This is a genomic window from Affinundibacterium amnicola (assembly GCF_014284275.1).
Lineage (GTDB): Bacteria > Pseudomonadota > Gammaproteobacteria > Burkholderiales > Burkholderiaceae_D > Undibacterium > Undibacterium amnicola.
On sequence record NZ_JACOFU010000001.1, the window covers coordinates 765,360 to 789,598 of the forward strand.

At 45.3% G+C, this 24,239-nt stretch carries 20 protein-coding genes and 1 pseudogene; 14 read left to right on the forward strand and 7 right to left on the reverse strand.

All coding sequences use genetic code 11. The features are described 5' to 3' along the window. Position 1 precedes the first annotated feature (1 nt). Entirely contained in the window at positions 2-1,021 is a 1,020-nt protein-coding gene (gene ygfZ / locus H8K33_RS03450; protein WP_186889556.1) for a CAF17-like 4Fe-4S cluster assembly/insertion protein YgfZ, read from the reverse strand. A 112-nt stretch (positions 1,022-1,133) separates the two neighbouring features. Between ygfZ and mltG the strand changes: the two genes are divergently transcribed. From mltG to H8K33_RS03515, 13 genes and pseudogenes are all read left to right on the forward strand, one after another. Continuing rightward, positions 1,134-2,129 (forward strand): endolytic transglycosylase MltG, encoded by a 996-nt coding sequence (mltG, locus tag H8K33_RS03455; RefSeq protein ID WP_186889557.1) that lies wholly within the window; start codon positions 1,134-1,136, stop codon positions 2,127-2,129. Positions 2,130-2,149: 20 nt separating this feature from the next. After that, complete coding sequence (tmk, locus tag H8K33_RS03460) at positions 2,150-2,809, forward strand: dTMP kinase (RefSeq protein WP_186889558.1); 660 nt, start codon at positions 2,150-2,152, stop codon at positions 2,807-2,809. A 17-nt stretch (positions 2,810-2,826) separates the two neighbouring features. Continuing rightward, positions 2,827-3,873 (forward strand): DNA polymerase III subunit delta', encoded by a 1,047-nt coding sequence (gene holB, locus H8K33_RS03465; protein ID WP_186889559.1) that lies wholly within the window; start codon positions 2,827-2,829, stop codon positions 3,871-3,873. Between the two features lie 63 nt (positions 3,874-3,936). Next, positions 3,937-4,326, forward strand: coding sequence for a PilZ domain-containing protein (locus H8K33_RS03470; protein WP_246443253.1), 390 nt, complete (start codon positions 3,937-3,939; stop codon positions 4,324-4,326). A gap of 90 nt (positions 4,327-4,416) precedes the next feature. Beyond that, complete coding sequence (locus tag H8K33_RS03475) at positions 4,417-4,935, forward strand: GNAT family N-acetyltransferase (protein WP_186889560.1); 519 nt, start codon at positions 4,417-4,419, stop codon at positions 4,933-4,935. A 171-nt stretch (positions 4,936-5,106) separates the two neighbouring features. Continuing rightward, a pseudogene (locus H8K33_RS03480) lies at positions 5,107-5,988 on the forward strand (23S rRNA (adenine(2030)-N(6))-methyltransferase RlmJ); the annotation flags it as partial. A 327-nt stretch (positions 5,989-6,315) separates the two neighbouring features. Continuing rightward, a complete protein-coding gene (locus H8K33_RS03485; RefSeq protein ID WP_246443256.1) occupies positions 6,316-7,542 on the forward strand; it encodes a branched-chain amino acid ABC transporter substrate-binding protein in 1,227 nt (408 codons plus the stop codon). 559 nt (positions 7,543-8,101) lie between these two features. Continuing rightward, the gene (locus tag H8K33_RS03490; protein ID WP_246443258.1) at positions 8,102-8,992 is read left to right on the forward strand and encodes a branched-chain amino acid ABC transporter permease; all 891 of its coding nucleotides are present in this window, start codon (positions 8,102-8,104) and stop codon (positions 8,990-8,992) included. Beyond that, a complete protein-coding gene (locus tag H8K33_RS03495; RefSeq protein WP_186889563.1) occupies positions 8,985-10,247 on the forward strand; it encodes a branched-chain amino acid ABC transporter permease in 1,263 nt (420 codons plus the stop codon). Before H8K33_RS03490 ends, H8K33_RS03495 begins: the two co-directional genes overlap by 8 nt. After that, complete coding sequence (locus H8K33_RS03500) at positions 10,244-11,005, forward strand: ABC transporter ATP-binding protein (protein ID WP_186889564.1); 762 nt, start codon at positions 10,244-10,246, stop codon at positions 11,003-11,005. Before H8K33_RS03495 ends, H8K33_RS03500 begins: the two co-directional genes overlap by 4 nt. 5 nt (positions 11,006-11,010) lie before the next feature. Further along, entirely contained in the window at positions 11,011-11,709 is a 699-nt protein-coding gene (locus H8K33_RS03505; protein ID WP_186889774.1) for an ABC transporter ATP-binding protein, read from the forward strand. A gap of 66 nt (positions 11,710-11,775) precedes the next feature. Further along, positions 11,776-13,815 (forward strand): 3-hydroxyacyl-CoA dehydrogenase NAD-binding domain-containing protein, encoded by a 2,040-nt coding sequence (locus H8K33_RS03510; RefSeq protein ID WP_186889565.1) that lies wholly within the window; start codon positions 11,776-11,778, stop codon positions 13,813-13,815. A 278-nt stretch (positions 13,816-14,093) separates the two neighbouring features. Then, positions 14,094-15,695 carry an ABC-F family ATPase gene (locus H8K33_RS03515; protein WP_186889566.1) on the forward strand — a complete coding sequence of 534 codons (1,602 nt, stop codon included), beginning with the start codon at positions 14,094-14,096 and terminating at the stop codon, positions 15,693-15,695. A 76-nt stretch (positions 15,696-15,771) separates the two neighbouring features. On the opposite strand, the gene H8K33_RS03520 is transcribed toward H8K33_RS03515, so the two are convergent. Then, positions 15,772-16,452, reverse strand: a complete 681-nt coding sequence (locus H8K33_RS03520) for a hypothetical protein (RefSeq protein ID WP_186889567.1) — start codon at positions 16,450-16,452, stop codon at positions 15,772-15,774. Between the two features lie 502 nt (positions 16,453-16,954). Here H8K33_RS03520 and H8K33_RS03525 point away from each other — a divergent pair. After that, on the forward strand, positions 16,955-17,287 hold the full coding sequence (locus H8K33_RS03525; RefSeq protein WP_186889568.1) for a hypothetical protein: 333 nt from the start codon (positions 16,955-16,957) through the stop codon (positions 17,285-17,287). Between the two features lie 106 nt (positions 17,288-17,393). Here H8K33_RS03525 and H8K33_RS03530 read toward each other — a convergent pair whose 3' ends face one another. The 5 genes from H8K33_RS03530 to prfB form a co-directional block, all read right to left on the reverse strand. Beyond that, complete coding sequence (locus tag H8K33_RS03530; RefSeq protein WP_186889569.1) at positions 17,394-19,649, reverse strand: xanthine dehydrogenase family protein molybdopterin-binding subunit; 2,256 nt, start codon at positions 19,647-19,649, stop codon at positions 17,394-17,396. Positions 19,650-19,689: 40 nt separating this feature from the next. Further along, positions 19,690-20,148: a (2Fe-2S)-binding protein gene (locus H8K33_RS03535; protein WP_186889570.1), complete on the reverse strand. Its 459-nt coding sequence runs from the start codon at positions 20,146-20,148 to the stop codon at positions 19,690-19,692. A gap of 207 nt (positions 20,149-20,355) precedes the next feature. Beyond that, the gene (locus H8K33_RS03540; RefSeq protein WP_186889571.1) at positions 20,356-21,192 is read right to left on the reverse strand and encodes a pyridoxal-phosphate dependent enzyme; all 837 of its coding nucleotides are present in this window, start codon (positions 21,190-21,192) and stop codon (positions 20,356-20,358) included. A gap of 214 nt (positions 21,193-21,406) precedes the next feature. Continuing rightward, entirely contained in the window at positions 21,407-22,939 is a 1,533-nt protein-coding gene (gene lysS, locus H8K33_RS03545) for a lysine--tRNA ligase (protein ID WP_186889572.1), read from the reverse strand. Between the two features lie 172 nt (positions 22,940-23,111). Further along, positions 23,112-24,216, reverse strand: a protein-coding gene (prfB, locus tag H8K33_RS03550) for a peptide chain release factor 2 (RefSeq protein WP_186889573.1) whose coding sequence is annotated in 2 segments (ribosomal slippage) — positions 23,112-24,134 and positions 24,136-24,216 — 1,104 coding nt in all. Because the reading frame shifts where the segments join, the coding sequence is not laid out codon by codon here. Positions 24,217-24,239: the final 23 nt, after the last annotated feature.

Below are 24,239 nucleotides of genomic sequence, written 5' to 3' on the forward strand. Positions count from 1 at the left end.
CCTATTCAGTGACATCGAGATATGCATACGGCAGGGGTAAAAATTCCAAAACAGGCCCATCGCTAAGACCTAAATGCACTTTGCCTTGTTCTTGATCAAGCAGTTTAATTTCTACCAAACAGGCAAAATGATTATCAAAATTGCGCTCCGCACTAACGATCATGCCACAAGGCTGGATTGGGTCATTATCGGAAAAAACTTCCATTGCCACATTGACCGCTTCTGCCCTCACTAAAGCTATCGCCATCCGTCGTTTGAGTTTGCCGAGATACTGACTGCGGGCGACGATTTCTTGTCCCGGGTAACAGCCTTTTCTAAAATTTACTCCACCGATTAATTCGAAATTAATCATCTGCGGTACAAATTTTTCTTTGCTTTGCTCGACAACTTGCGGCAAGCCGGCATAGATATTTCCTAAGCGCCAAATGCTGGCATCAACTTTTTGTAATTCTGTGCTGATTTGCGTGGAGATTGCCGCCAATTTCTCATGACTGATGACCCATTGATAGCGCGGTGAGTCAAATGCATCTTGCACGCGAATCACGCTGCCCATATCGCCACTGACTTTGTCATTAATCGCGCTAGGCAATTCTGTAAATTGGCTCAATAAGAAAACTTCTGCGGCTTTGCCGCCAAGTCCAAGAATCGCGAATTGTTCGCTGATATCTTCGAGTTTGACTTTGGAGCGCATTACGAACATTTGCAAACGTTTTTGTAAAGCGGGCTGCAAGCTAGACGAGCATTGCAAAACAATATTGCTATCTGTTTTCCAATACAAAAAACTCGCTAACATGCGTCCCTTAGGTGTGCAGTAGGCCGCGTAACGTGCTTGTGTCTGGTTCAAATGTTCAAGGTCATTACTGAGTTGATTGTGCAAAAAACTGGCGGCATCATCGCCATTGGCTTGCATCAAACTTTGATCTTGTAGTTGGCAAATATAGCCATTTGCCAGCTGTTCGGGGCGCATATTGGACGCGTTGAAGTGATTGGCGGATTCAAATAATTGCTGTGTTGTGCTCATATTGTGCTTATGTTGTGCTGATTTTTCCAGTTTTTATGTCAATGCAGAATGTTCCCATTTACAATGACAGCGATTTTTATGATTATCGCAGCAAAATGAGATTAGTGTTCACATGGCTTCTTTGAAAAAATTCTTTGTTTTTTGTACTTTACTGGTCTTGCTAATCGCTGGAGCCAGCGCTTGGATGTTTATGCGCTGGATCGAAACGCCACTTAGTAATGACAAAGCGGTCGAATTCACCATTAAATCCGGCAGCAATATACGCGGAGCCTCACGGCAGTTGGTTGATGCAGGCATTCCAATTCACCCTTATTTATTTGAAGCTTTAGCACGTATTACTGGTAAAGCTGCCAGCTTAAAGGCAGGTTCATTTGAACTGCAAACGCAAGAAACACCGCAACAATTGCTCAAAAAAATTGTGGAAGGCAAATTTAGTTTAACTAATTTAAGCATCATCGAAGGCTGGAGTTTTAAGCAAATGCGTAACGCCATTGATGCACATCCAGCTATCAGACACGATACCACCGGTTTATCTGACCGCGATCTCCTTATCAAGATTGGCAGTAAATACCACCACCCCGAAGGCTTGTTTTTTCCCGACACCTATTTATTTGCCAAGAATAGCAGTGACATTCAAGTTTACCAACAAGCGCATCAGGCGATGTTAAATCGTCTCGATGAAGTTTGGAAAAATCGCGCTCCTAATTTACCTTACAAAGAGCCGTATCAAGTTTTAGTGATGGCTTCGATTATTGAGAAAGAAACTGGACAAGCATCTGAGCGTGGCATGATCGCCAGTGTTTTCGTCAATCGCTTACGTTCAGGCATGCTACTGCAAACCGACCCAACCGTGATCTACGGCATGGGCGATCAGTTTCAGGGAAATATACGTAAGCGCGATTTGACCACGGATACGCCGTACAATACTTACACCCGTGCTGGATTGCCGCCCACGCCGATTGCTTTGCCTGGCCTTGGTGCATTGAAAGCAGCTGTCAATCCTGAACCCAGCAATGCTTATTATTTTGTCGCACGCGGCAATGGCACAAGTCAATTTTCTGAAAATTTGAATGAGCATAATAAAGCCGTCAATAAATACCAACGCTAAAATAAAAACGAGAATCAAGTATGACGAATAAAGGACAACAGGCTGGACAATTCATCAGCTTCGAAGGCATAGATGGGGCTGGTAAATCAACCCATATCAGATTTGTTCAAGAGGCTTTGAACCAGCGCGGAATTCAAGTTGTTACGACTAGAGAACCAGGTGGCACACCCTTGGGCGAAGCTTTGCGCGCTTTGCTATTAAAAGAAAAAATGCACTTAGAAACAGAAGCACTATTGATGTTTGCCTCACGTCGTGAGCATATCGCGCAAGTAATACAACCAGCACTTGATGCTGGCACTTGGGTCATATCAGATCGTTTTACTGACGCGACATTTGCGTATCAAGGTGGCGGTCGCAAACTAGACTTACACAAATTGAACACATTAGAACAATGGGTACATCCACATTTGCAGCCAGATTTAACATTGCTATTTGATGTGCCAATTGAAGTTGCCAGGGCGCGTTTAGATGCGACCCGTACTTTGGATAAGTTTGAGCAAGAACAAAGCGATTTTTTCAACGATACACGCAATGAATATTTAAGAAGAGTTGCTGAATTTCCGCAGCGTTTTAAAGTAATCGATTCGACCCGCAGTATTGAGGCAATACAAGAAGAATTATCGGAAATCATTGACGCGCTCTGCGTTAAAGTTGCAAACGCAAGTACCACTATCGCATAGGTCAAAAAAATCAAACAATGAGCAACACTTTATTCGATTGGCAGCAAGACAGTTGGCAGCAAATCATGGCGATGCGTGAGCGCATGCCGCATGCTTTTTTGTTATATGGATCAGAAGGTATAGGCAAAGCGCAATTTGCTGAACATTTAGCAAAATCATTATTGTGCGAATCGCCAGCCGAAGCTGGACATGCCTGCGGACACTGCTTATCTTGCAATTGGTTTGACCAATACAGTCACCCAGATTATCGTCGGGTACGATCCGGCTTATTGGATGAAGAAGAGGCTGCGGCGGATGCGGAAGCCAGCGAGGGTGGTGAAGAGCCAGAAAAGAAATCAGCTAAATCAAGTAAAGCTCCATCAAAAGAAATTGTAATTGACCAAGTTCGTGCTTTAGCTAATTTCATGAATATTTCTACGCATAGGCAAGGTACACGCGTAGTGGTGATGTATCCGGCAGAAGCTCTGAATGTTCCTGCTGCGAATGCACTTTTGAAATCACTGGAAGAACCAAATCCGAATACGGTGTTCATTTTAGTCTCGCATAAAATTGATCGATTACTGCCGACAATTTTGTCGCGCTGCCATAAAATTGCGCTGAGTATGCCAAGTAAAGAACAAGCCTTGGCATGGCTCAAAACGCAAGGCGTAAAAGACGCAGAAATTTGGTTGGCGCAGCAAGGTGGTGCGCCACTATTGGCATTGGAAATGGCACAGTCGGATGATGTGAAAGAACTCGGTGAATTGTTAGCGATGCTGGCAAAACCAGATATTGAAGTCAGTTTAAAAACCGCTGATAAAATGCAAAAGATGGATATGCCACGCACCGTCTCTTGGATGCAACGTTGGTTGTATGATGTTTTCTCATACAAGCAAACTGGATTAATTCGCTATTATCCTAAGCATCATGCGGATATCGCCAGATTAGCAGGACGTACAAGCGTGGATAAATTGCTGCATTTAATCAAAAATGTGCAAGATAGACAGGCAATTGCGAGTCATCCCTTATCAGGAAAACTATTTTTAGAAGATATGCTGTTAGAATATTCGTCTGCTTTTATCTAAGTATTTTTGGATGTCAAAGGCGATTCTTTATCAAGGACGCGAACAACATCAACAGGAAAAATTATGGCTGAGTTACCACAAGATCCCGGCGTACCGTTAAATATGCCTTCACCATCGCGGCCTTCAGTGCTGTCGCTGGCGATCAAAGAAAAGTCTGCATTGTTTTCTGCTTATATGCCATTTCTAAAAAATGGTGGTATTTTTGTTCCTACCAACAAGACCTATAAATTGGGTGAAGAAATTTATGTAATTTTGACTTTACTGGATGATCCTAGTAAGTACCCTATTGCAGGTAAGGTCGCGTGGGTCACTCCGGCGGGTGCGGGCAATAATAAGTCACAAGGAATAGGCGTACACTTTCCCCAAGACGAAAGTGGCATACGTGTCAAAACTCGTGTCGAAGAAGTGTTGGGCGCAACGATACGTTCTTCACGCGCGACGCATACTTTGTAAATAAAGCTGCCACCTTATTCAATTAATTGCCAAAGCGCTGACACTTAATAACGAAGTTCAGCGCTTTTTATTTTTTATCTCAATTTCATTATGACCATCACCAGTGCTGCGGCTTTTACTCATCGATTAGCCCGCTTAGAAGATCTCAATGCCATCGTCGCCATCTACAACTCCACCATTGCATCACGCATGGTCACTGCCGATACCGAAGAAATTTCGGTCGAGTCACGTTTAAATTGGTTTCATGAACACTCACCAGAAAAACGTCCACTATGGGTAGCCGAAGGGGCGCAAGGCGAGATTATTGGTTGGCTTTCGTTTTCTAACTTTTATGGACGCCCAGCGTATTCAGGCACTGCAGAGCTATCAATCTATCTGCACGAATCTACGCGTCGTCAGGGTTTGGGGCGCTATTTTTTAGAACAAGCCATCGCCTTTGCACCTAAAATTCAAGTTCACACCTTGCTAGGCTTTATTTTTGGACACAATGTCGCCAGTATGAATTTATTCGCCTCATTCAACTTCGAAATCTGGGCCAACATGCCAAGAGTCGCCAATTTGGATGGTGTTGAACGGGACTTGATTATTTTTGGTAAGCGAGTTGGGTAAAAACACTTGATGAATGTGTCAATCTGACTAGATTTGTACTAGTCTTGCGAATCGAAATCATCGCAAAATCAAGCGCTTATATTGCAAACAGAGTAAAATTCGGGCTTATCGACATCTTCATGACTGGTTCAATTCGCTTGAGTCAGCATCAATCAATCAGGAATCCCCACTATGCTGAGCTATCGCCATGGTTTTCACGCTGGCAATCATGCTGACGTTCTCAAACACTTTGTTTTAATCGAATTGCTGAATTATCTCGGCCAAAAAGATACTGCTTACACTTACGTTGATACGCATTCCGGTGCTGGCTTGTATTCTTTGGATACCGGCTATGCGATGAAGAACGCAGAATACGAAACGGGTATCGGGCCATTGTGGGAAAGAGATGATGTACCAGCCGCTTTGCAAGAGTATCTGAATTTAGTCAAGGGTATGAACCCCAGCGGTAAGATGCGTTACTACCCGGGCTCTCCTTACTGCGCAAATGAAGTGATGCGCTCGCAAGACCGCTTACGTCTGTTTGAATTACATCCTAGTGAAATCAAAATCCTCAGCGAAAATTTTCGCAAATTAGAAGCGCATAAAGCCGAGCAGGGCGAACGTCAAACCGTGCGTGGCAAGCGCATTATGATTAATGCCGGTGATGGTTTTGAAGGTTTGAAGGCAATCTTGCCGCCGCCATCGCGTCGCGGTCTGGTTTTGATTGATCCGCCGTATGAAGTTAAAGACGATTATCGCCGCGTTAAAGTTTGTCTGGAAGATGCTTTAGTGCGTTTTCCAACTGGCACTTATGCGGTCTGGTATCCGGTCTTATCGCGCATAGAATCCAAGCAATTGCCTGAGCGCTTGAAACGTATTCCAGCGAACGGTTGGTTGAACGTGACTTTGAGTATTAGTGGCCCAACACCTGATGGTTTTGGTTTGCACAGTAGTGGCATGTTTATCATCAATCCACCATGGACTTTAGAGGCAACTTTACGAGAAGTGATGCCGTACTTGGTACGTGTATTAGGTAAAGATGTTAGCGCCAAGTTTGAAATTGAATCAGGTGAAACTGAGACCGTTCGTATGAAAGGACCCGTGCGAGCCCCCGTACGTCCACTTGCTGATCGTAGCAATCGTGCGGATCAACGCCCGGGACGACCAGCTGTGGAAGGCAGTGCGCGTCCTCAAGTTGGTAGTTTGCGTACGAAAGCGGGTGTTGCCCCAAGTCGCAATACCGGCGCAGGTGCCAACCGTGATGTAGGGCCGGGAAAGCGCGTCGCTCGTCCTGCAAATTTGTCGAAAGCGCGTTCACGTTAATGCTGTAATAAGAATGCGCACCTTTAAGGAAACTAAGGTGCGCGCTTCGTGTCATTTGTTTTCTTCATGGAGAGCCTTATGCAAAAAATTCTTTTCGCATTCATGTTGAGCCTGACGGCGACTGGCAATTTGGCGTATGCCGATACCTTGAAAATCGCTGTCATCGACCCGATGTCTGGGCCGTTTGCCCCCGTTGGACACAATACCTTTAATTCGTTCACTTATCTCGCCGAACGGGCGAATGCAGAAAAGTGGGCGGGGGAACATAAGTTAGTGTTCGATGCCTTTGATAATAAAGCGGGCGTGCAAGAAAGTTTAAGTCTGCTCAAAACCATCATCGACAAAGATTATCGGTATGTTGCGCAAGGTACCGGCTCAGCTGTTGGCTTAGCGCTGATCGACGCCATCAATAAACATAATCAACGCAATCCAGGCAAAGAGATTATTTACCTGAATCACGGCTCGATTGATCCCGATATGACCAATAGCAAATGTAGCTTTTGGCATTTTCGTTTCGATGCCAATTCGGACATGAAAATGGAGGCGCTCAGCACCTTCATGGCGGCGGATAAAAGCATCAAAAAAATCTATCTAATCGGCCAAAATTATTCACACGGCCAACAAGTCGCACGTGCTGCGAAATCCTACTTGGCACGTAAGCGGCCAGATATACAGATCGTCGGTGAAGACCTGCATCCGCTCGCGACAGTTAAAGATTTTGCGCCTTACATTAGCAAGATTAAAGCATCAGGTGCAGATTCCGTCATTACCGGCAACTGGGGTACTGACTTGGCGCTGTTGATTAAAGCGGCGAAAGAAGCAGGCTTGAGCGCCAATTTCTATACCTATTACGCTAGCTCAACTGGCGTACCAACCGCCATGGGACCGGCCGGTATCGACAAAGTAAAACTCATTGGCTACTGGCACCCGAATAATGCGTCAGTATTGGGTGGGCAACTCACCAAAGGGTTTAAAGACAAATACAAAGATGATCTGTCTTCTGTCTCTACATATTCCTTGATCGCCAGCCTAAGCAAAGCTGTAAAAAAAGCAGGCACGACAGAGCCGGTCAAAGTTGCGCTAGCGCTCGAAGATGTGCAAATTGATTTCTTCGGCAATCCAGCCAGCATGCGTAAGAGCGACCACCAAATTCAACAAACTTTGTATCTGTCTAATTGGGTCAAGTTGAACGGTAAAGATGTTCAGTTCGATCAGGAAAACACGGGCATGGGTTGGCAGACTTTACAAAAAATCGATGCCTTCGTGGCGGCACAACCGACTTCTTGTCAGATGAAACGACCTTGATGTTGTTTCGGATGTTAGCCTGAATAGCCAATCCTTTGCATGCGGGTTATTCTATGCACATAAATATAAAATATAGGAATTCTGGCTGACACCAGCTGTAATAAGCGTCATACCGGAATTGATCCCATAAGTGCCAACTTAAAATGGAAATTGTGCAAGTATCATGTTCCCTCTCTTTCAAGGGGAGGGCTAGGGTGGGGATGGGTTATAGTGACGCAATCAGCAGTCGCTATCACACGACCAAAACCCATCCCCATCCCAACCTTCCCCTTGAAGGGGAAGGAGTATTTCATCGCGCGCCAACTTGTGTAGATACCTTTGACTTGAAGCGGAAGGGGCTAAAAGCACAAATTCCGAACATAAAAGCTAAAGAAAAGGAGAGGAGGCAAGGGCGCATCAAGCTTTTCTCCGAACCCCTCTGCGCCTCAGTAGCTCGAAGTTAAGGGTTTTTGACTTTTCGATACTTAACCTATTTGTTGAACTAGCCTGAAAGTTCGAATCTTTGGAATTTTTCCTCATCAATTTATTCAATGGCCTCAGTTACGGCCTTTTACTCTTCATGCTTTCAGCGGGACTGACGCTGATTTTTAGCATGATGGGTGTTCTGAATTTTGCGCATGCTAGTTTTTATATGTTGGGTGCTTATCTCGGATATACCTTTAGTGGTTTATGGGGATTTTGGTGGGGCTTGTTGCTATCACCGATAGTCACTGGCTTACTGGGTGTCGTCGTCGAGCGCTTTGCCCTCAGACGTTTGCATGCGCAAGGTCAACTCGCTGAACTGCTGTTTACTTTTGGTCTTTCCTATCTGATTGTCGAGTTAGTGCAATTAATCTGGGGACGCCTGACCGTTCCTTATGCGATTCCCGCATCTTTGCAAGGCGCGCTGTTCCCTATTTATTCGAGTACATTCTCGGTTTATCGCGCTTTCATGGCGCTTATTGCATTGCTAATGCTCGCGATCATCTATCTTCTGATGACGCGCACTCGTATTGGTTTGGTGATACAGGCGGCATTAACACAGCCAAGCATGGTGGAAGCCTTAGGCCACAATGTGCCGCGTATTTTTATGTGGGTGTTTGGCACGGGTTGTGCCTTGGCCGGTTTGGCTGGGGCTGTGGGTGGCAACGCCTTTGTCACCGAGCCGGGTATGGCAGCTAGCGTTGGTAGCATTATCTTTGTGGTCGTGGTGTTGGGTGGCATGGGATCTTTGGTAGGTGCATTTTGGGCGTCCTTACTGATTGCCTGTGTGCAGACTTTTGCGGTGACGCTTGATGTCTCACTGCTTAATCTCATTCATCACTTTGGCAGCACCATTCAAACGGATCACTTTGCGTATGCCTTGCTGTCTTTAACTGTCTCGCAGGTCGCGCCTATCTTGCCTTTTTTGATGTTGATCTTAATGCTATTGTGGCGACCCCAAGGTTTGATGGGAACGCACAATGCTTAATAATGTTCAACTGCGGTCTCAATCACGCTTTCAGCCCTATCTGCCAGTGTTTTGTATAGCATTGTTGAGCCTCGCAATTCTATTCTTGCCTGCGTATTTTTCTTCTGGCAAAGCTTTAAATTTCATCTCTCAAGTTTGCATCGCATCGGTTTTTGCTTTGTCTTTTAATATGTTGCTCGGTCAAACTGGCATGCTGTCTTTTGGACATGCGGTTTATTCTGGCTTGGGGGGATTTGTCGCGATTCATGCTATGAATAAAATTAGCGAGAGTGGTTTGAATTTGCCGCTTAGTTTAGTTCCTTTGATCGGTGGTTTGGCGGGTGCGCTATTCGGTAGTTTTTTTGGATGGATTTCAACCAAGAAATCAGGTATCACTTTTTCTATGATTAGTCTGGGCATAGGTGAATTAGTGTTTGCCAGCGCCTTGATGTTTCCGGGATTTTTTGGTGGCGAGGGTGGCATTAGCGCTAATCGCGTTTCAGGTGAGGCTTTCTTTGGCATCACGTTTGGTCCGCAGATAGAAGTCAGCTATCTGATTATTCTGTGGACGATCGTTGCGGTGTTGTCCATGTACTTTATCCAAAAAACGCCTCTAGGGAAATTGGCGGAAGCGGTGCGAGATAATCCAGAACGCCTTGCTTTTATAGGTTTTGATCCACGCTGGGTGCGCTTCTTAATGTTTGTCTTGTCGAGTTTTTTTGCCGGTATTGCAGGGGCTTTGTCGGCTATTAATTTTGAAATCGTGACGGCAGAAAACCTCAGTGCTGTGCGCTCTGGTACGGTGCTGTTATTCACGTATATCGGTGGCGTCAGTTTCTTCTTAGGTCCTGTTGTTGGCGCGGTGCTAGGTGTATTTATGTCGGTATTTTTATCTGAGTTGACGCCGGCCTGGCAGTTATATATGGGTATCTTGTTTATCTTCATCGTGGTGAAAGCACCGCAAGGTCTGAGTGGTCTCGCATTCAATTTTTCTTGCGGATTTCAGCGTGCGCAAACACAGGCATCGGTACAGAATTTTATTTTGCGCTGTGGCGTCAATGTTGTACTTGCAGGCATGTTTTCTTGCGGAATCATCTTGATTATAGAAATGCTATATCACCTGCGTTTTCAAGCAGGAGATGCGCAAATATTGCGTTCTTTTGGCTTGGAATTAAATCCACATAACTTGTTTAGCTGGGTTGTCGTAGTCCTATTGTTTGGTGTGAGTGTCAGTCTCATCGCATGGCGTAAAACGAAGCAAAGGGGCCGCAGATGAGCGTACTTAGTTTGCAGCAAGTGAGGCTAGAAATTGGTAGCGCCAAAATACTTCGTGGTATCGACTTGGAATTGCATGCAGGAGAGCGACTGGCTTTGATAGGCCCAAATGGTGCAGGAAAATCTAGCCTGTTCAATCTGATTTCAGGACGACATTCTGATAATGCAAAAATGCATGGTCAGATATTTTTAAATAAGAAGAAAATATCTAACTTGCTACCACACCAAATAGCGCGGCAAGGCTTAGCGCGGAGTTTTCAGGTCAGTAATGTATTTACGCATCTAAGCGTTATCGACAACCTTTCCTGTGCCGTCATGTGGCATCTGGGTTTTCGTTATACATTTTGGCGCAGATTTTCTCAGCAAAATCAGATTCATGCACAAGCCATGCACTTAATGGGCATCATAGGATTAAACGCGCAGCGCGATCAAATTGCTGGCGAGCTAAGCTATGCCGAACAACGCACTTTAGAAATCGGCATGACGGTAGCTAGCGGCGCGCATTGCATCTTATTGGATGAGCCAACAGCAGGCATGAGTCGTTCTGAAACAGAAAAAACCATCGCGCTCATTCGTGAATTAAGCCAAGGGAAAAGCCTGCTGATGGTTGAGCATGACATGCAAGTGGTATTTGAACTGGCCGACAGGATTGCAGTGATGGTGCATGGAGAAATCATCGCTTGTGATACACCAGAAAAAATTCGTCGTCATGCCAAAGTGCAAGAAGCCTACTTGGGACATCTGGAGAGCACAGTATGAGTGTCTTGCTACGAGTAGAAAATTTGCATGCTTACTACGATAAGAGTCATATTTTACACGGCCTAAACTTCGACATTAAATCAGGTGAAATACTCGCGCTATTGGGCAGGAACGGTGTCGGTCGCTCTACGACCTTAAAAACGATTATGGGCATGCTAAGGGCTGAAGGTAGTATCCGTTTTCGAGGCCATGAAATTTTAGGGCTGCCGAGTTTTAAAATCGCACAATTAGGCATAGGCTATGTTCCAGAGAACCGCGAAATTTTTGCGGAGCTAACAGTCGAACAAAATTTACTTTTAGGTCAAAAATCTGGCGCGACTGATCAACCGCATTGGCAACTAGATGAGATGTATGAATTATTCCCCATATTGAAAGAACGCAGCCACACAAAAGCAGGAGTGCTATCGGGGGGTGAACAGCAAATGCTAAGCCTGTCACGCAGCTTGCTAGGCAATCCTGATTTACTGTTGATCGACGAACCAACCGAAGGTTTAGCACCTAAAATCATCGAGCTTTTGCGCGAATTTTTTATTAAAATAAAACAACGTGGCATCGCGATTTTACTGGTCGAACAAAAACTGAATTTAGCCTTGCAAGTGGCGGATCGCTTCTTGATTATGGGACATGGTCAAACGGTATTTGAAGGCGATCAACAGGCATTGCTCGCGAACGAGGCGATTCGACAGGAATGGCTGGAAGTTTGATGTAATATTAAACGCTGTAAGTTGGAATCCAAATTAGTTTTAAACATAAAAATAAAGAGACAGAACATGACAGCATCGATGCAGATAAATGGCAGCTTAGCCATCATCACGATTGACAATCCACCCGTGAACGGACTCGGTCACGCAACTCGTTCTGCTATCGCAGAGTGTCTAAAAACCGCTGAAGCGAATTCCGAAGTGATGGCTATCTTGCTGACAGGCAGTGGCAAAGCATTTTCAGGTGGTGCCGACATCAAAGAATTTGGCACAGAGAAAACTTTTGCCCAACCCTCATTGCCTGCTTTGATTGAGCAAATGGATGCTTACACCAAGCCCATCGTTGCCGTCATCAATGGCGTATGTATGGGTGGCGGTTTGGAGTTGGCTTTGGCCTGTCATTATCGTGTTGCTGGTAGCGGTTTGCAGATCGCTTTACCCGAGGTGAAGTTAGGGCTATTGCCCGGCGCAGGCGGCACGCAACGTTTGCCACGTTTGTTAGATATAGAGACTTGCGCCAGTATGATCAGTGCTGGACAAATTGTCTTGTCGGATAAGTTGGCACAAAGCGCTTTGTTTGACATCTATGAGAGCGATTCTCAAAATCTACTGGCTAGTGCTGAGGATTTTGCACGCAGTATCGCTGATGTACGACCAATTCCTCGTGTACGTGACAGACCTGCGAATGCGCCAACAACAACTGATTTTTTTGCAGTAACGCGTAGCGCACTAATGAAAAAATCTAAGCATTTCCCCGCACCATTTGGCTGCCTCGATGCTTTGGAAGCGAGTCTTACACAAAACTTTGAAGATGGTATCAAGACCGAACGCGCTATTTTTCAACGCTTGTTGCAAAGCCCCGAATCATTGGCATTGCGTCATATTTTTATGGCAGAACGCGCCACTGGAAAAATCGCAGGTGTAGATGTAAATACTCCCTTGCGCGACATTAAATCCGTAGCAGTGATTGGCGCTGGCACGATGGGCGCGGGAATTGCAATGAATTTCGCTAGCGCTGGAATGCCTGTGCAAATTTTGGATCTGCAAGCCGCTTCTTTAGAAAAGGGCTTGGAAAGAATTCGTAGCAATTATCAAAGCGCGGTCAGTAAAGGCAAGCTCACACAAGAGCAATGCGAACAGCGTTGTAAATTGATAGTTGGTGTCGATAATTATGCAGCGATCGCGCAGGCTGATTTGGTGATAGAAGCCGTATTCGAAGAGATGCAAATCAAACAAAGTGTATTTGAACAATTCGATCAGGTGATGAAAGCGGGTGCGATTTTGGCGTCGAATACCTCGACCTTGGATTTGAATCAAATTGCGCGTTTCACCAAACGTCCTAGCGATGTCATCGGCTTACATTTCTTCAGCCCTGCCAATATTATGGAATTGTTAGAAATCGTGCGAGGAGAACAAACAGCGGCTGATGTATTGGCGACTTGTGCTGCGCTAGCCAAAAAGATCAAAAAGACCGCCGTAGTCGCGGGTGTTTGTGATGGCTTCATCGGCAATCGCATGCTAGAGCAGTACACCAAACAAGCGGCATTTTTGTTAGAGGAGGGCTGCACGCCGCAACAAGTGGATCGCGCAATTGAAGCGTTTGGCTTTGCGATGGGACCATTTCGTATGAGCGATTTGGCGGGTAATGACATCAGTTGGGCAATACGCAAACGCCGCCATGCTGCAAATCCTCAAGCAATTTATTCCAAGCTCGGTGATTTGCTGTGCGAGCAGGGACGTTTTGGGCAAAAGACCCAAGCTGGTTGGTATGACTATCAAGCAAATGACAGAACCGCGCATCCTTCGGAATTAGTCCATCAAATCATCAAGCAACATGCACAAACGCTGGGAGTAACACAAAGACAGATCAACGATGAAGAGATCGTCCAACGATTGGTATTAGCTTTAGCAAACGAAGGCAGAAAAATCCTGCGTGATGGCATCGCGGCACGCGCGTCGGATATTGATATTGTGTATTTGAAAGGCTATGGTTTTCCGCTACATCGTGGCGGCCCTATGTTTTATGCGAATAATTTAGACTGGGATAAAGTTGATGGTCTTTTGCAACAATTTCAACAAGGACACCAGGGTGGGACTTGGCTTCTTTAGGTTTAAATGTCGATTTCCTAGGGTGCGCCGTGCGCACCAAGAGTCAATGCTGACTGAGAGCGATGGTGCGCATGGCGCACCCTACGCCCGCAGCATCCATTGTTATTCTTATTAATTTCAATTAAAGAAAAAACACTTTTTGCAGAGACGTAGATCATGTAGCGATTTTTAAAATGAGCCTTCGTGCACTCTGCGCTGTTAAGGCGAAAAATCGCTTAGCGCCTATGGTGCAATGATATAATGCGCGGTTAATTTAATTCCATGCAAAAGGTCTCAACGTGTTAGCAACAGCAAATATCACCATGCAGTTTGGCCCTAAGCCACTGTTTGAAAACATCTCAGTTAAGTTCGGCGAGGGCAATCGTTACGGTTTGATCGGCGCGAATGGTTGCGGTAAATCCACTTTCATGAAAATCTTAGGTGGCGATCTGGATCAATCCTCCGGTACCGTCATGCTCGACCAAAATGAGCGTTTAGGTAAATTGCGTCAGGATCAGTTCGCGTTTGAAGATATGCGCGTACTCGACGTGGTCATGATGGGCCACACCGAAATGTGGGCAGCGATGGCGGAGCGTGATGCGATTTACGCCAATCCTGAAGCGACTGACGACGATTACATGAAGGCCGCCGATCTGGAAGCGAAGTTCGCTGAATATGATGGTTATACAGCCGAGGCACGTGCAGGTGAATTGTTATTGGGCGTAGGTATTCCTACCGATCAACACCAAGGCTTGATGAGCTCCGTAGCACCAGGTTGGAAATTGCGCGTCTTGTTGGCGCAAGCTTTGTTCTCCAATCCAGATATTCTGTTGCTCGATGAACCAACCAATAACTTGGACATCAATACAATTCGTTGGTTAGAAGATATTTTGAATCAGCGTAATTCAACCATGATCATCATTTCCCATGATCGTCACTTTTTGAATCAAGTCTGCACCCACATGGCTGATATGGATTACGGTACCTTGAAGGTCTATCCAGGCAATTACGATGAATACATGCTGGCATCATCGCAAGCGCGTGCGCAACAATTAGCCAATAACGCAAAGGCGAAAGATAAAGTCTTAGAGTTACAAGATTTCGTACGCCGTTTCTCAGCAAACAAATCCAAAGCACGTCAGGCGACATCACGCGCTAAACAAATCGAAAAAATTAAGATTGAAGACGTGAAGCCATCTAGTCGTCAAAATCCGTTTATCCGTTTCGATGGCGAGAAAAAATTGCATCGTTTGGCGGTGGAAGTTAAACATCTGTCCAAAGCCTATGATCAAAAATTATTCGACAGTTTTGACATCATGATCGAAGCCGGCGAACGCATCGCGATTATTGGTGCCAACGGCGCTGGTAAGACGACTTTATTGCGTTGCATAGGCGGTGCTGATCTCTGTGGTTTAACTGCGGATCGTGGTGAAGTGAAATGGGCGGAAAATGCGAACCCTGGCTATATGCCACAAGATCCAGCAGAAAACTTTGCGTCGGACAAGAATCTGACCGATTGGATGGGCATGTACACGCAAGAGGGCGACGACGATCAGGCGGTACGTTCTATTCTTGGTCGCTTACTGTTCAGCGGTGATGACGTTAAAAAATCCGTGAAAGTCTTATCCGGTGGTGAAAAAGGCCGTATGACTTACGGCAAATTAATGCTCGGTCGCCATAACGTTTTATTGATGGATGAGCCGACCAATCACATGGACATGGAATCGATTGAATCCCTGAATATCGCTTTAGAAAAATATGCAGGGACTTTAGTTTTCGTATCGCATGATCGTGAATTCGTTTCATCGTTAGCGACGCGCGTTTTGGAAGTCAAAGAAGGCAAGATCATCGACTTCCGTGGTACCTATGAAGAGTATTTGACTAGTCAGGGTATTGAATAATTTCATCCTGAGTTGAACGAAAAAAGACCAGAAAACTTTCTGGTCTTTTTTATTTTAAAATGGCCTTTGAGAGCATTTAATCGTCTAAAAATTCAGGATCATCAATCGAAAATCTGACGTACATACGTGCATCAAACTGATCACGTAATTCTATTGCCAAGTCCTTTCCTTTGGAATGCAATATTGCGGAAATATAGGCCTGACGGAAAGTGTGAATGTCGTAAAGGTTCTGTGCTTTTTGTAATTTTCTTTGTAAGAAAAATCCTCTTAGCCCTAGATATTCTTTGATGACTTCATTCAAGTAACGTTTCATCATATCAATACGCAATTCACTAGGCTCTTCATCATACTTTGCTAGCATCGCATCGAGATCTTGATTCCACGCGGGATCTTGATCTTCTGATGGTTCAAAAATAGTTTGCGATTCTTCTAATGCATTAATTGAGCCTAAAGTGTTTCCCTCTAAATTTAACGGTGTTGAACCTACCGTTAAATCCAGATCATCTGATTGCGGATCTAATATCGTATCAACCTGATCCGATTCTACGTGCACACGTTGAATAAAACCGTCGTCTTGAAGCTCTTGCAAACTTTGTAAATTTAAGCCCAAGCCGCCAATTTTTTGCACGATATCTGCGTCCGTTTTTTTTCCATCAATGAGCACCAGCAAAGAGCGCATGCGTGATGGCAAATGCCATTTCCGGGTCGCGATTTCTTCGCGACCTTTGTCGGTTTTATCGTAAATTGTGATTTGCATAGACTAGAGGACGGATCGCTTGCTAGGTTAATTGTTGCAATTGAGAATTTTTCTGCACTTGTGAAAATATACTATAAGTTGCTGAGTTTCTTCGTAAATCAACAAGAAATATACGGCAATTGCGCTGTAATGAAGATTGATGTATCTTTTTACAAGCTATTTTTAGGTGTCAAACAAATTCCATGTCTAAGTTGCCGTCAGCTTTTCGCTAAAAATTCCCTAAACATGCTGTGCTCTGATACCATCGCCGCTCTGTGTGCTGAATCGTACTTTGACACTAGTGAAGTGCCTGAAAGCTTGCTTTATTTTTTGCATCGATTAGCGCACTGATCAAGGTATTGATCGCTGTGCTGATTTATTTTAGCTGCAACCATTCTCTATTTTTCTCCAATTCGATTCTATGCTGCGTCTTTTTTCTTGCTTGATAGTGCTAGTTCTTTTTACTTCTTTCAACGATGCCTATGCTGATACATTTGTTTGCATTGATGATAAAGGCAAGAAGATGTTTTCTAACGAAGCTTGTAGTAAGAAAGGCTTAAAATCGACTAGTGGTGATTTTCCGGTAGTGGCGGGGCAGGCCATCAGTGCAAGAGTGATCATGCCACAGCAATCACAACAAACCACAGGTCCGAAACTTGCAAAAGACGGAGGCATGATCAGTGCCGATGGAAAATATGTGACTAAGCCGGGGCAAATTTACATGGATAGCGAACTGCCATTAGAAAAACCCGTCTTGTATTTTCTGTTAATCATGATGGCGGGCGCTGCAGCACTTTTTTGCTTAATCTTCGTCCGATTCTTTAAGGCGCATCACAGCAAATTAAGCCACGATTAATCATTTCTTATTGCTTGAAAATTGTGCGCTAATAGGATTAAAAAAGCCCCTGACATGAACTGTTCAGGGGCTTTTTTCTAACTACTTATTTCTCAGCTTTAGCGGTTCAACTTAACTTAAATGGTAAGCTGCGCTGCACCTTACCTGTCAGTTTCGCGATCGCATTTGCAAATGCAGGTGCCAATGGTGGGAGGCCAGGTTCACCCATTCCGGTTGGTGGGTCTGCACTTGGCACGATATGCACACTAACTTGCGGCATATCTGTCATACGTGCCACCGCATATTGACCAAAATTGGTTTGCTCAACTACACCATCTTTTAGGGTAATTGCCGCGTTTTCTATACACATTCCCAGCCCCATTAATGCGGCACCTTGCACCTGCGCCTCAATGGTTTTGGGATTTACCGCCAAGTTGCAGTGTACTCCGGCAGTCGCCGTATGTAATTTAGCTTGACCATTTTGAACAGAAGCGGTTACGACATAGGCGACCACGGTTTGAAATGATTCATGCACCGCGACGCCCCAAGCGTGACCTTTAGGCAGGCGACGTTTGTTATATCCAGATTTTTCCACGGCCAATTTGAGTGCCGCTGTATGGCGCGGATGTTTATCGGCAAACTGTTTCAAACGATAGGCGACGGGATCTTGTTTTGCACCCCGCGCGATTTCATCAATCAAGGTTTCCATCACATAAGCAGTATGCGTGGAACCGACACTGCGCCACCATAGCACTGGCACATTGACTTTTGGATGATGCACAGATAAACGCATAGGAATAGGGTAAGGATCACGCATACCTTCGATCGTCGTGCCGTCGATACCATCTTTGATCAAGAAGCCTTCAAAAGGCGTACCCGCAACGATGGATTGACCAACAATCACATGATCCCAAGCTTGAACCTGACCTTGTTCGTCATACGCAATTTCTGCACGATGTACATGCATAGGGCGATAGTATCCACCTTTGATATCATCTTCACGACTCCAGATCGTGCGTATTGGTGCTTGAATGCCAGCACTGCGTGCAGCTTTCGCGACATGGCAAGACTCAATCACGTAATCACAACTCGGCACTGCACGTCGTCCAAATCCACCACCTGCCATTTGTACATGCATGCTTACTTGTTGTGGAGAGATGCCTAAAGCTTGTGCCGCGGCGACACTTTCTACGCCTGGCATTTGTGTGCCCACCCATAACTGCGCCTGACTGCCATCTGCACTTAGTTGCACCGTGCAGTTGAGTGGCTCCATTGCCGCATGCGCTAAGTAGGGGAAACTATATTCCGCAGAAATTTTCTTTGCCGCACCCGAGAGCTTACTGACATCTGCTTTGAAATGTAGTTTGCCCGTTGTTTTTGCAAGGTCCTGATATTTTTTCAGTAACGCGACGCTATCCACTTTTTCAACGCCACTGGTATCCCATTCTAGTATCAACGCATCGCGCGCTTGTTTCGCAGGCCAAAATCCATCTGCAATCACCGCCACGCCTTCACCGCCACGATCTACGGCGATTTTTACGATGGCGCGAACACCTTTAATTTGTTTCGCCGCGCTGTCGTTCATGGATGTTAATTTGGCGCCAAATACGGGAGGGTGCGCGATCACTGCGGTTAACATACCTGGCAGGCGAACATCGATACCAAAATTTTGCTTGCCGCTAGATTTATCATTCGCATCTAAACGACCGACTTGCTGTCCGATAATTTTGAAATTTTTTGGATCCTTTAAACTAACTTTCTCTGGAACTGCCAATTTCATCGCGGCTTCAGCAAGCTCGCCATAGCTAAGCATTTTTCCATCTGCGCGAATAATGGTGCTACGATCTGCACGCAAAATATCTGGGCTAACATTCCATTGTGCCGCTGCTGCTGAGATCAACATTGCTCTGACTCGCGCACCTAACTCACGATACTGCATGTAGGAATTTTTAATCGATCCAGAGCCACCAGTTAAGTGCATACCAAAACCAGGGTCGACGTATGCCGGATCAGCACTGCCATGCACCGCGCTTACTTTAGACCAGTCGGCATCCAACTCTTCGGCTAAGATCATTGGCAGGGCAGTATGCACACCCTGGCCAAATTCAAGTCGGTTAATGGTGACTGTGATGCCGCCATCTTTACCGATGTGAACAAAGGCCGCAGGTTGCTGGAAGGCTTTGAGTCCAGCAGGAGCAGCTTTATTGTTCTGTGCAAAAGCTGGATACATGCCCAGCGCAAAACCGCTAGCGACACTCATTTTTAAGAAACTACGGCGTGACGGTTCTGTGACCTGATTCGTATCAGCGCTTTGTTGTTGAATCAGCGCGGCAATCCCTTTAGGAATTTGACTTAAGTCGCTATTTTTTGAATGAAAATGCATGTTGATATCCTTTATGTGCCAAGACGGTCAATGAGTTCAATTAAGCCAGCGCGGCAGATGCTGCTTTGATCGCACTACGGATGCGTTGGTAAGTACCACATCGGCAGATGTTGCCTGACATGGCAGCGTCGATATCCGCATCACTTGGTTTCTTATTCGATTTCAATAAAGCCGTCGCACTCATAATTTGGCCGCTTTGGCAGTATCCACATTGCGCCACATCGTGGGCAACCCATGCAGCCTGAACTGCTTTACCAACTCTGTCGTTGGCGATCGCTTCGATGGTTGTGATCTTGCGACCATTCGCTGCTGAAACTGGGGTGACACAAGAACGGATAGGCTGCCCATCTAAATGCACGGTACAAGCACCACATTGCGCAACACCACAACCATACTTGGTGCCACTCAAGCCTAAACCATCACGAATCGCCCACAACACTGGCGTGTCAGGTGCCAGATCAAGTGAACTTTCTTTCATATTGACATTGAGTTTTAACATATCAGCAATCCTTATTGAAATGCAGCAAAGGCGGGGCAAGCAATTCGCTTGGTGTTTCGATAGACTAGTGAATATCCTCTCTACTAGCAAGATAATTTCTCACATATTTGGGGTAATTCATCTTTGGAATTGGTGGATAAAATAGTTAAGTAACAGCTACAGTGCTGACTTCATTTTTAAAATAATTTCAAAATAGATAAGCGCAACCTATTTCTCGGTACTCTGAACAAAACCGGCAAAACGCGCCAAATCCACATTACCACCAGAGACAAGCACGCCAACCTTCAGATCGCGCAAATCAATTTGCTTACTCATTGCTAGCGCGGCACCTAAGCAACCGGTTGGCTCAACCATGATCTTCATACGGCTGGCAAAAAATTTCATGGTATCGATTAATTGTGCATCACTGACCGTCATCACATCATCGACATAACGTTGAATTACTGGAAAAGTGTGCTGTCCCAAATGCTGCGTTTGTGCGCCATCGGCAATCGTATTGGGCGTGTCAATATGAACTATGCTGCCGCTGCGAAAACTGCGTTGACCATCATTTCCCGCTTCTGGCTCCACACCAATTACATGCGGGTGATCGTATGGTGGAATCAAGGTCAAGCCTTGATCCTCTGCCAAGCGGCGGCCAATTTGTTCTCTATCTTCTGTATAACGATCATACAAAACGACTTCACCACCATACGCACGCGTTGCCGCAACCTTAATCGCCGGCGCGTCTTGCGGCATGACAATCACTGCACGCATACCCAATCTTTGCGCTGCCTTAGCAATTGCTTGCGCGTGATTGCCAGAAGAAAAAGTCACCACGCCGCGCGCTTGCTGTTCAGTCGTGAATTGCAGCAAGGCATTGCAAGCACCACGAAACTTAAAAGCACCCGTCATTTGAAAGTTTTCGCATTTAAAAAACAGTCTCGCACCAGATAGCTGATTAGCTGTCGATGAAGTCAGTACAGGGGTAGCTTGAATGTGCGGCAAGATGCGTTGATGCGCTGCTTCGATATCACTAAAGCAAAAGTTTTCTGAAATTAACATAAGTTAACACTCGAGTTTTTAAGTAAAAAGCGTTGGCTAAAAATAAGTGGGAATTACGCTACAGCTACTAGCATTAAGAAGAAATTCGATGATGCATTTTGCCATATTGCTGTGGGTTTTAGATCGATAGTCATATAAATAAAAAAAGGAGAAAACATTTTAAGTTTTCTCCTTTTTTACCAATGAATTTTCTGCCTAAAAAATTCAAAAAACTTTATTCCTCACGACGCAAATGCGGGAATAAAATCACATCGCGAATATTTGGTGAGTCGGTAATCAGCATCATCAAACGATCAATGCCGATACCGCAACCACCGGTTGGAGGCAAACCGTATTCCAAGGCGCGAATATAATCGGCATCGTAATACATAGCTTCTTCATCACCCGCATCTTTGGCGGCAACTTGCGCCATGAAGCGCGCTGCCTGATCTTCTGCATCGTTTAACTCTGAGAAGCCATTGGCGATTTCGCGGCCAGTCATGAACAGTTCAAAACGTTCTGTAATGCCAGCAACCGTATCAGAAGCACGTGCCAACGGTGAAACTTCCGCTGGGTAGTCGATGATGTAAGTTGGTTCCCACAACTGCGCTTCGGCAGTTTCTTCGAACAAAGCTAATTGCAATGCACCCAAACCTGCTGTAGTAAATGGTTTAACGCCAAATTTTTTCAATTCTGCTTTAATAAATTCTGCGTCGCCCAATTGTTCTGCAGTGTAATGTGGAGCGTACTTATTGATCGCGCCGACGATGGTCAAGCGTTGGAAAGGTTTAGATAAATCCAATTCTTTACCTTGGTAAGTTAACACCGCTGTGCCATGTGCATCGACCGCCGCTTTACGAATCACTTCTTCAGTGAAATCCATCAACCACTTGTAATCCACATACGCCGCATAGAATTCCATCATCGTGAATTCTGGATTGTGACGTGGTGATACGCCTTCGTTGCGGAAGTTACGATTCACTTCAAACACGCGATCAAAACCACCGACGACTAATCGTTTCAAATACAATTCCGGGGCGATACGCAGATACATTTCCATATCCAACGCATTGTGATGCGTGATGAACGGTTTTGCCGCAGCACCACCTGGAATGACGTGCAACATTGGCGTTTCTACTTCCATAAAATCATGGCTATTCATGAAGCTACGGATGGAATTCATCGCGGCAGTACGGGCTTTGAATGTGCGACGTGTTTCTTCGCTCATGATCAAATCGACGTAACGCTGACGGTATTTGGTTTCTTGATTGGACAGACCGTGGAACTTGTCTGGCAGTGGGCGCAGAGACTTGGTCAGCAAACGCAACTTCGTTACTTTGACAGTCAATTCGTCGGTCTTAGTTTTAAATAAAACACCTTCAATGCCAAGAATGTCGCCCAAGTCATAATGACGGAAAGCTTCCATTTCTGCTTCACCCGTTTTATCGCTAGTTACGTAGAGCTGAATGCGGCCATCGGCTTTTAAACCAGAAGCATCTTGCAAAGTCGCGAACGCCGCTTTTTTACCAGCCTCACGTTTGAGCATCATACGACCAGCGACAACAACTTCCACGTTTTGCACTTCTAAGTCTTCACGGCTGATATCGCCATACTGAGCTTGTAAGTCAGCGGCCTTATGTTGCGGACGAAAATCGTTAGGGAAGGCGACACCCTTCGCGCGAATCGCATCGAGCTTGGCACGACGCTCAGCGATAATCGAATTTTCGTCTTGTGGCAATTCTGCTGCTGTATTTTGTTGGTCGGACATGATTGTTCTCTAAAATGAAATTTTATTTCTTTAATAATGCAATCGGAAATGTGCGTGTAGAAATTCAATTATAGGGATGCAGTACAAGGCAGCAAGCACAGCAATACGTCGGTATTGCGAGCATTGGCAACGCTGTAATGCACCCTAGAATTGGATTTATGCGCGCACATTTTTACACGCCTTGCTTGAGCGACGCTGCGATGAATCCATCTAAGTCGCCATCCAATACTGCTTTGGTATTACCCATCTCGTAATTGGTGCGTAAATCTTTGATGCGAGATTGATCCAGTACATAGGAGCGAATTTGATGACCCCAGCCGACATCGGTCTTGGTGTCTTCCAGATTTTGTTTTTCACTCATGCGTTTGCGTAATTCCAATTCAAACAATTTCGCTTTCAACATTTCCCAAGCTTCAGCTCGGTTGCGATGTTGACTGCGATCGTTTTGACATTGGACGACGATGCCAGAAGGTGCATGGGTTAAACGAACCGCAGAATCAGTTTTATTGATATGCTGACCACCGGCACCAGATGCTCGATAGGTATCAACACGCACGTCAGCAGGATTGATGTCGATTTCAAATGATTCATCGACTTCCGGATACACGAATAAACTGGAGAATGATGTGTGACGGCCATTCGCAGAATCAAATGGTGATTTACGCACTAAACGATGCACACCAGTTTCGGTGCGCAAAAAGCCGTAAGCGTATTCGCCTTCAACCTTGAGTGTTGCGGTCTTAATACCAGCAACCTCGCCATCAGATTGTTCGAGGATGTCAACCTTAAAGCCTTTGCGTTCGCAATAACGTAAGTATTGGCGTAACAGCATCGATGCCCAATCTTGCGCCTCAGTGCCGCCAGCGCCAGCCTGAATATCGATAAAGCAGTTGTTTGGATCCATGGGATTATTAAACATCCGACGGAATTCCATGCCTTCGACTAATTCTTTCAGATTCGCAGCGTCGGCTTCAATCGCTTCTAGCGTGTCTTCGTCGTCTTCTTCACGTGCCATCGCGAAAATTTCGTTGGCGTCTTTCAGATCGGCATCGATTTTGATGAGGGTGTGAACAATGGCTTCTAAGGATTTTTTTTCTTTGCCAAGTTCTTGTGCGCGTTTAGGTTCTTCCCAAACTTTAGGATCTTCTAATTCACCGTTAACTTGTTCGAGTTTCTCTGACTTGATATCGAAGTCAAAGATACCTCCGAAGTTCGGCTTCACGACTTGTTAAGTCGATGAGCAGGTTGGCAATGCTATTGAGTCGTTCGGCTTCCATTTGGGCTTCTTTTAGGTGAGATA

Bases quoted from the DNA above. Each gene is read 5' to 3' on its own strand.
- ygfZ (WP_186889556.1), bottom strand. From the start codon at position 1,021: ATGAGCACAACACAGCAATTATTTGAATCCGCCAATCACTTCAACGCG.
- mltG (WP_186889557.1), top strand. From the start codon at position 1,134: ATGGCTTCTTTGAAAAAATTCTTTGTTTTTTGTACTTTACTGGTCTTG.
- tmk (WP_186889558.1), top strand. From the start codon at position 2,150: ATGACGAATAAAGGACAACAGGCTGGACAATTCATCAGCTTCGAAGGC.
- holB (WP_186889559.1), top strand. From the start codon at position 2,827: ATGAGCAACACTTTATTCGATTGGCAGCAAGACAGTTGGCAGCAAATC.
- H8K33_RS03470 (WP_246443253.1), top strand. From the start codon at position 3,937: ATGGCTGAGTTACCACAAGATCCCGGCGTACCGTTAAATATGCCTTCA.
- H8K33_RS03475 (WP_186889560.1), top strand. From the start codon at position 4,417: ATGACCATCACCAGTGCTGCGGCTTTTACTCATCGATTAGCCCGCTTA.
- H8K33_RS03485 (WP_246443256.1), top strand. From the start codon at position 6,316: ATGCAAAAAATTCTTTTCGCATTCATGTTGAGCCTGACGGCGACTGGC.
- H8K33_RS03490 (WP_246443258.1), top strand. From the start codon at position 8,102: ATGCTTTCAGCGGGACTGACGCTGATTTTTAGCATGATGGGTGTTCTG.
- H8K33_RS03495 (WP_186889563.1), top strand. From the start codon at position 8,985: ATGCTTAATAATGTTCAACTGCGGTCTCAATCACGCTTTCAGCCCTAT.
- H8K33_RS03500 (WP_186889564.1), top strand. From the start codon at position 10,244: ATGAGCGTACTTAGTTTGCAGCAAGTGAGGCTAGAAATTGGTAGCGCC.
- H8K33_RS03510 (WP_186889565.1), top strand. From the start codon at position 11,776: ATGACAGCATCGATGCAGATAAATGGCAGCTTAGCCATCATCACGATT.
- H8K33_RS03520 (WP_186889567.1), bottom strand. From the start codon at position 16,452: ATGCAAATCACAATTTACGATAAAACCGACAAAGGTCGCGAAGAAATC.
- H8K33_RS03525 (WP_186889568.1), top strand. From the start codon at position 16,955: ATGTTTTCTAACGAAGCTTGTAGTAAGAAAGGCTTAAAATCGACTAGT.
- H8K33_RS03530 (WP_186889569.1), bottom strand. From the start codon at position 19,649: ATGCATTTTCATTCAAAAAATAGCGACTTAAGTCAAATTCCTAAAGGG.
- H8K33_RS03535 (WP_186889570.1), bottom strand. From the start codon at position 20,148: ATGTTAAAACTCAATGTCAATATGAAAGAAAGTTCACTTGATCTGGCA.
- H8K33_RS03540 (WP_186889571.1), bottom strand. From the start codon at position 21,192: ATGTTAATTTCAGAAAACTTTTGCTTTAGTGATATCGAAGCAGCGCAT.
- lysS (WP_186889572.1), bottom strand. From the start codon at position 22,939: ATGTCCGACCAACAAAATACAGCAGCAGAATTGCCACAAGACGAAAAT.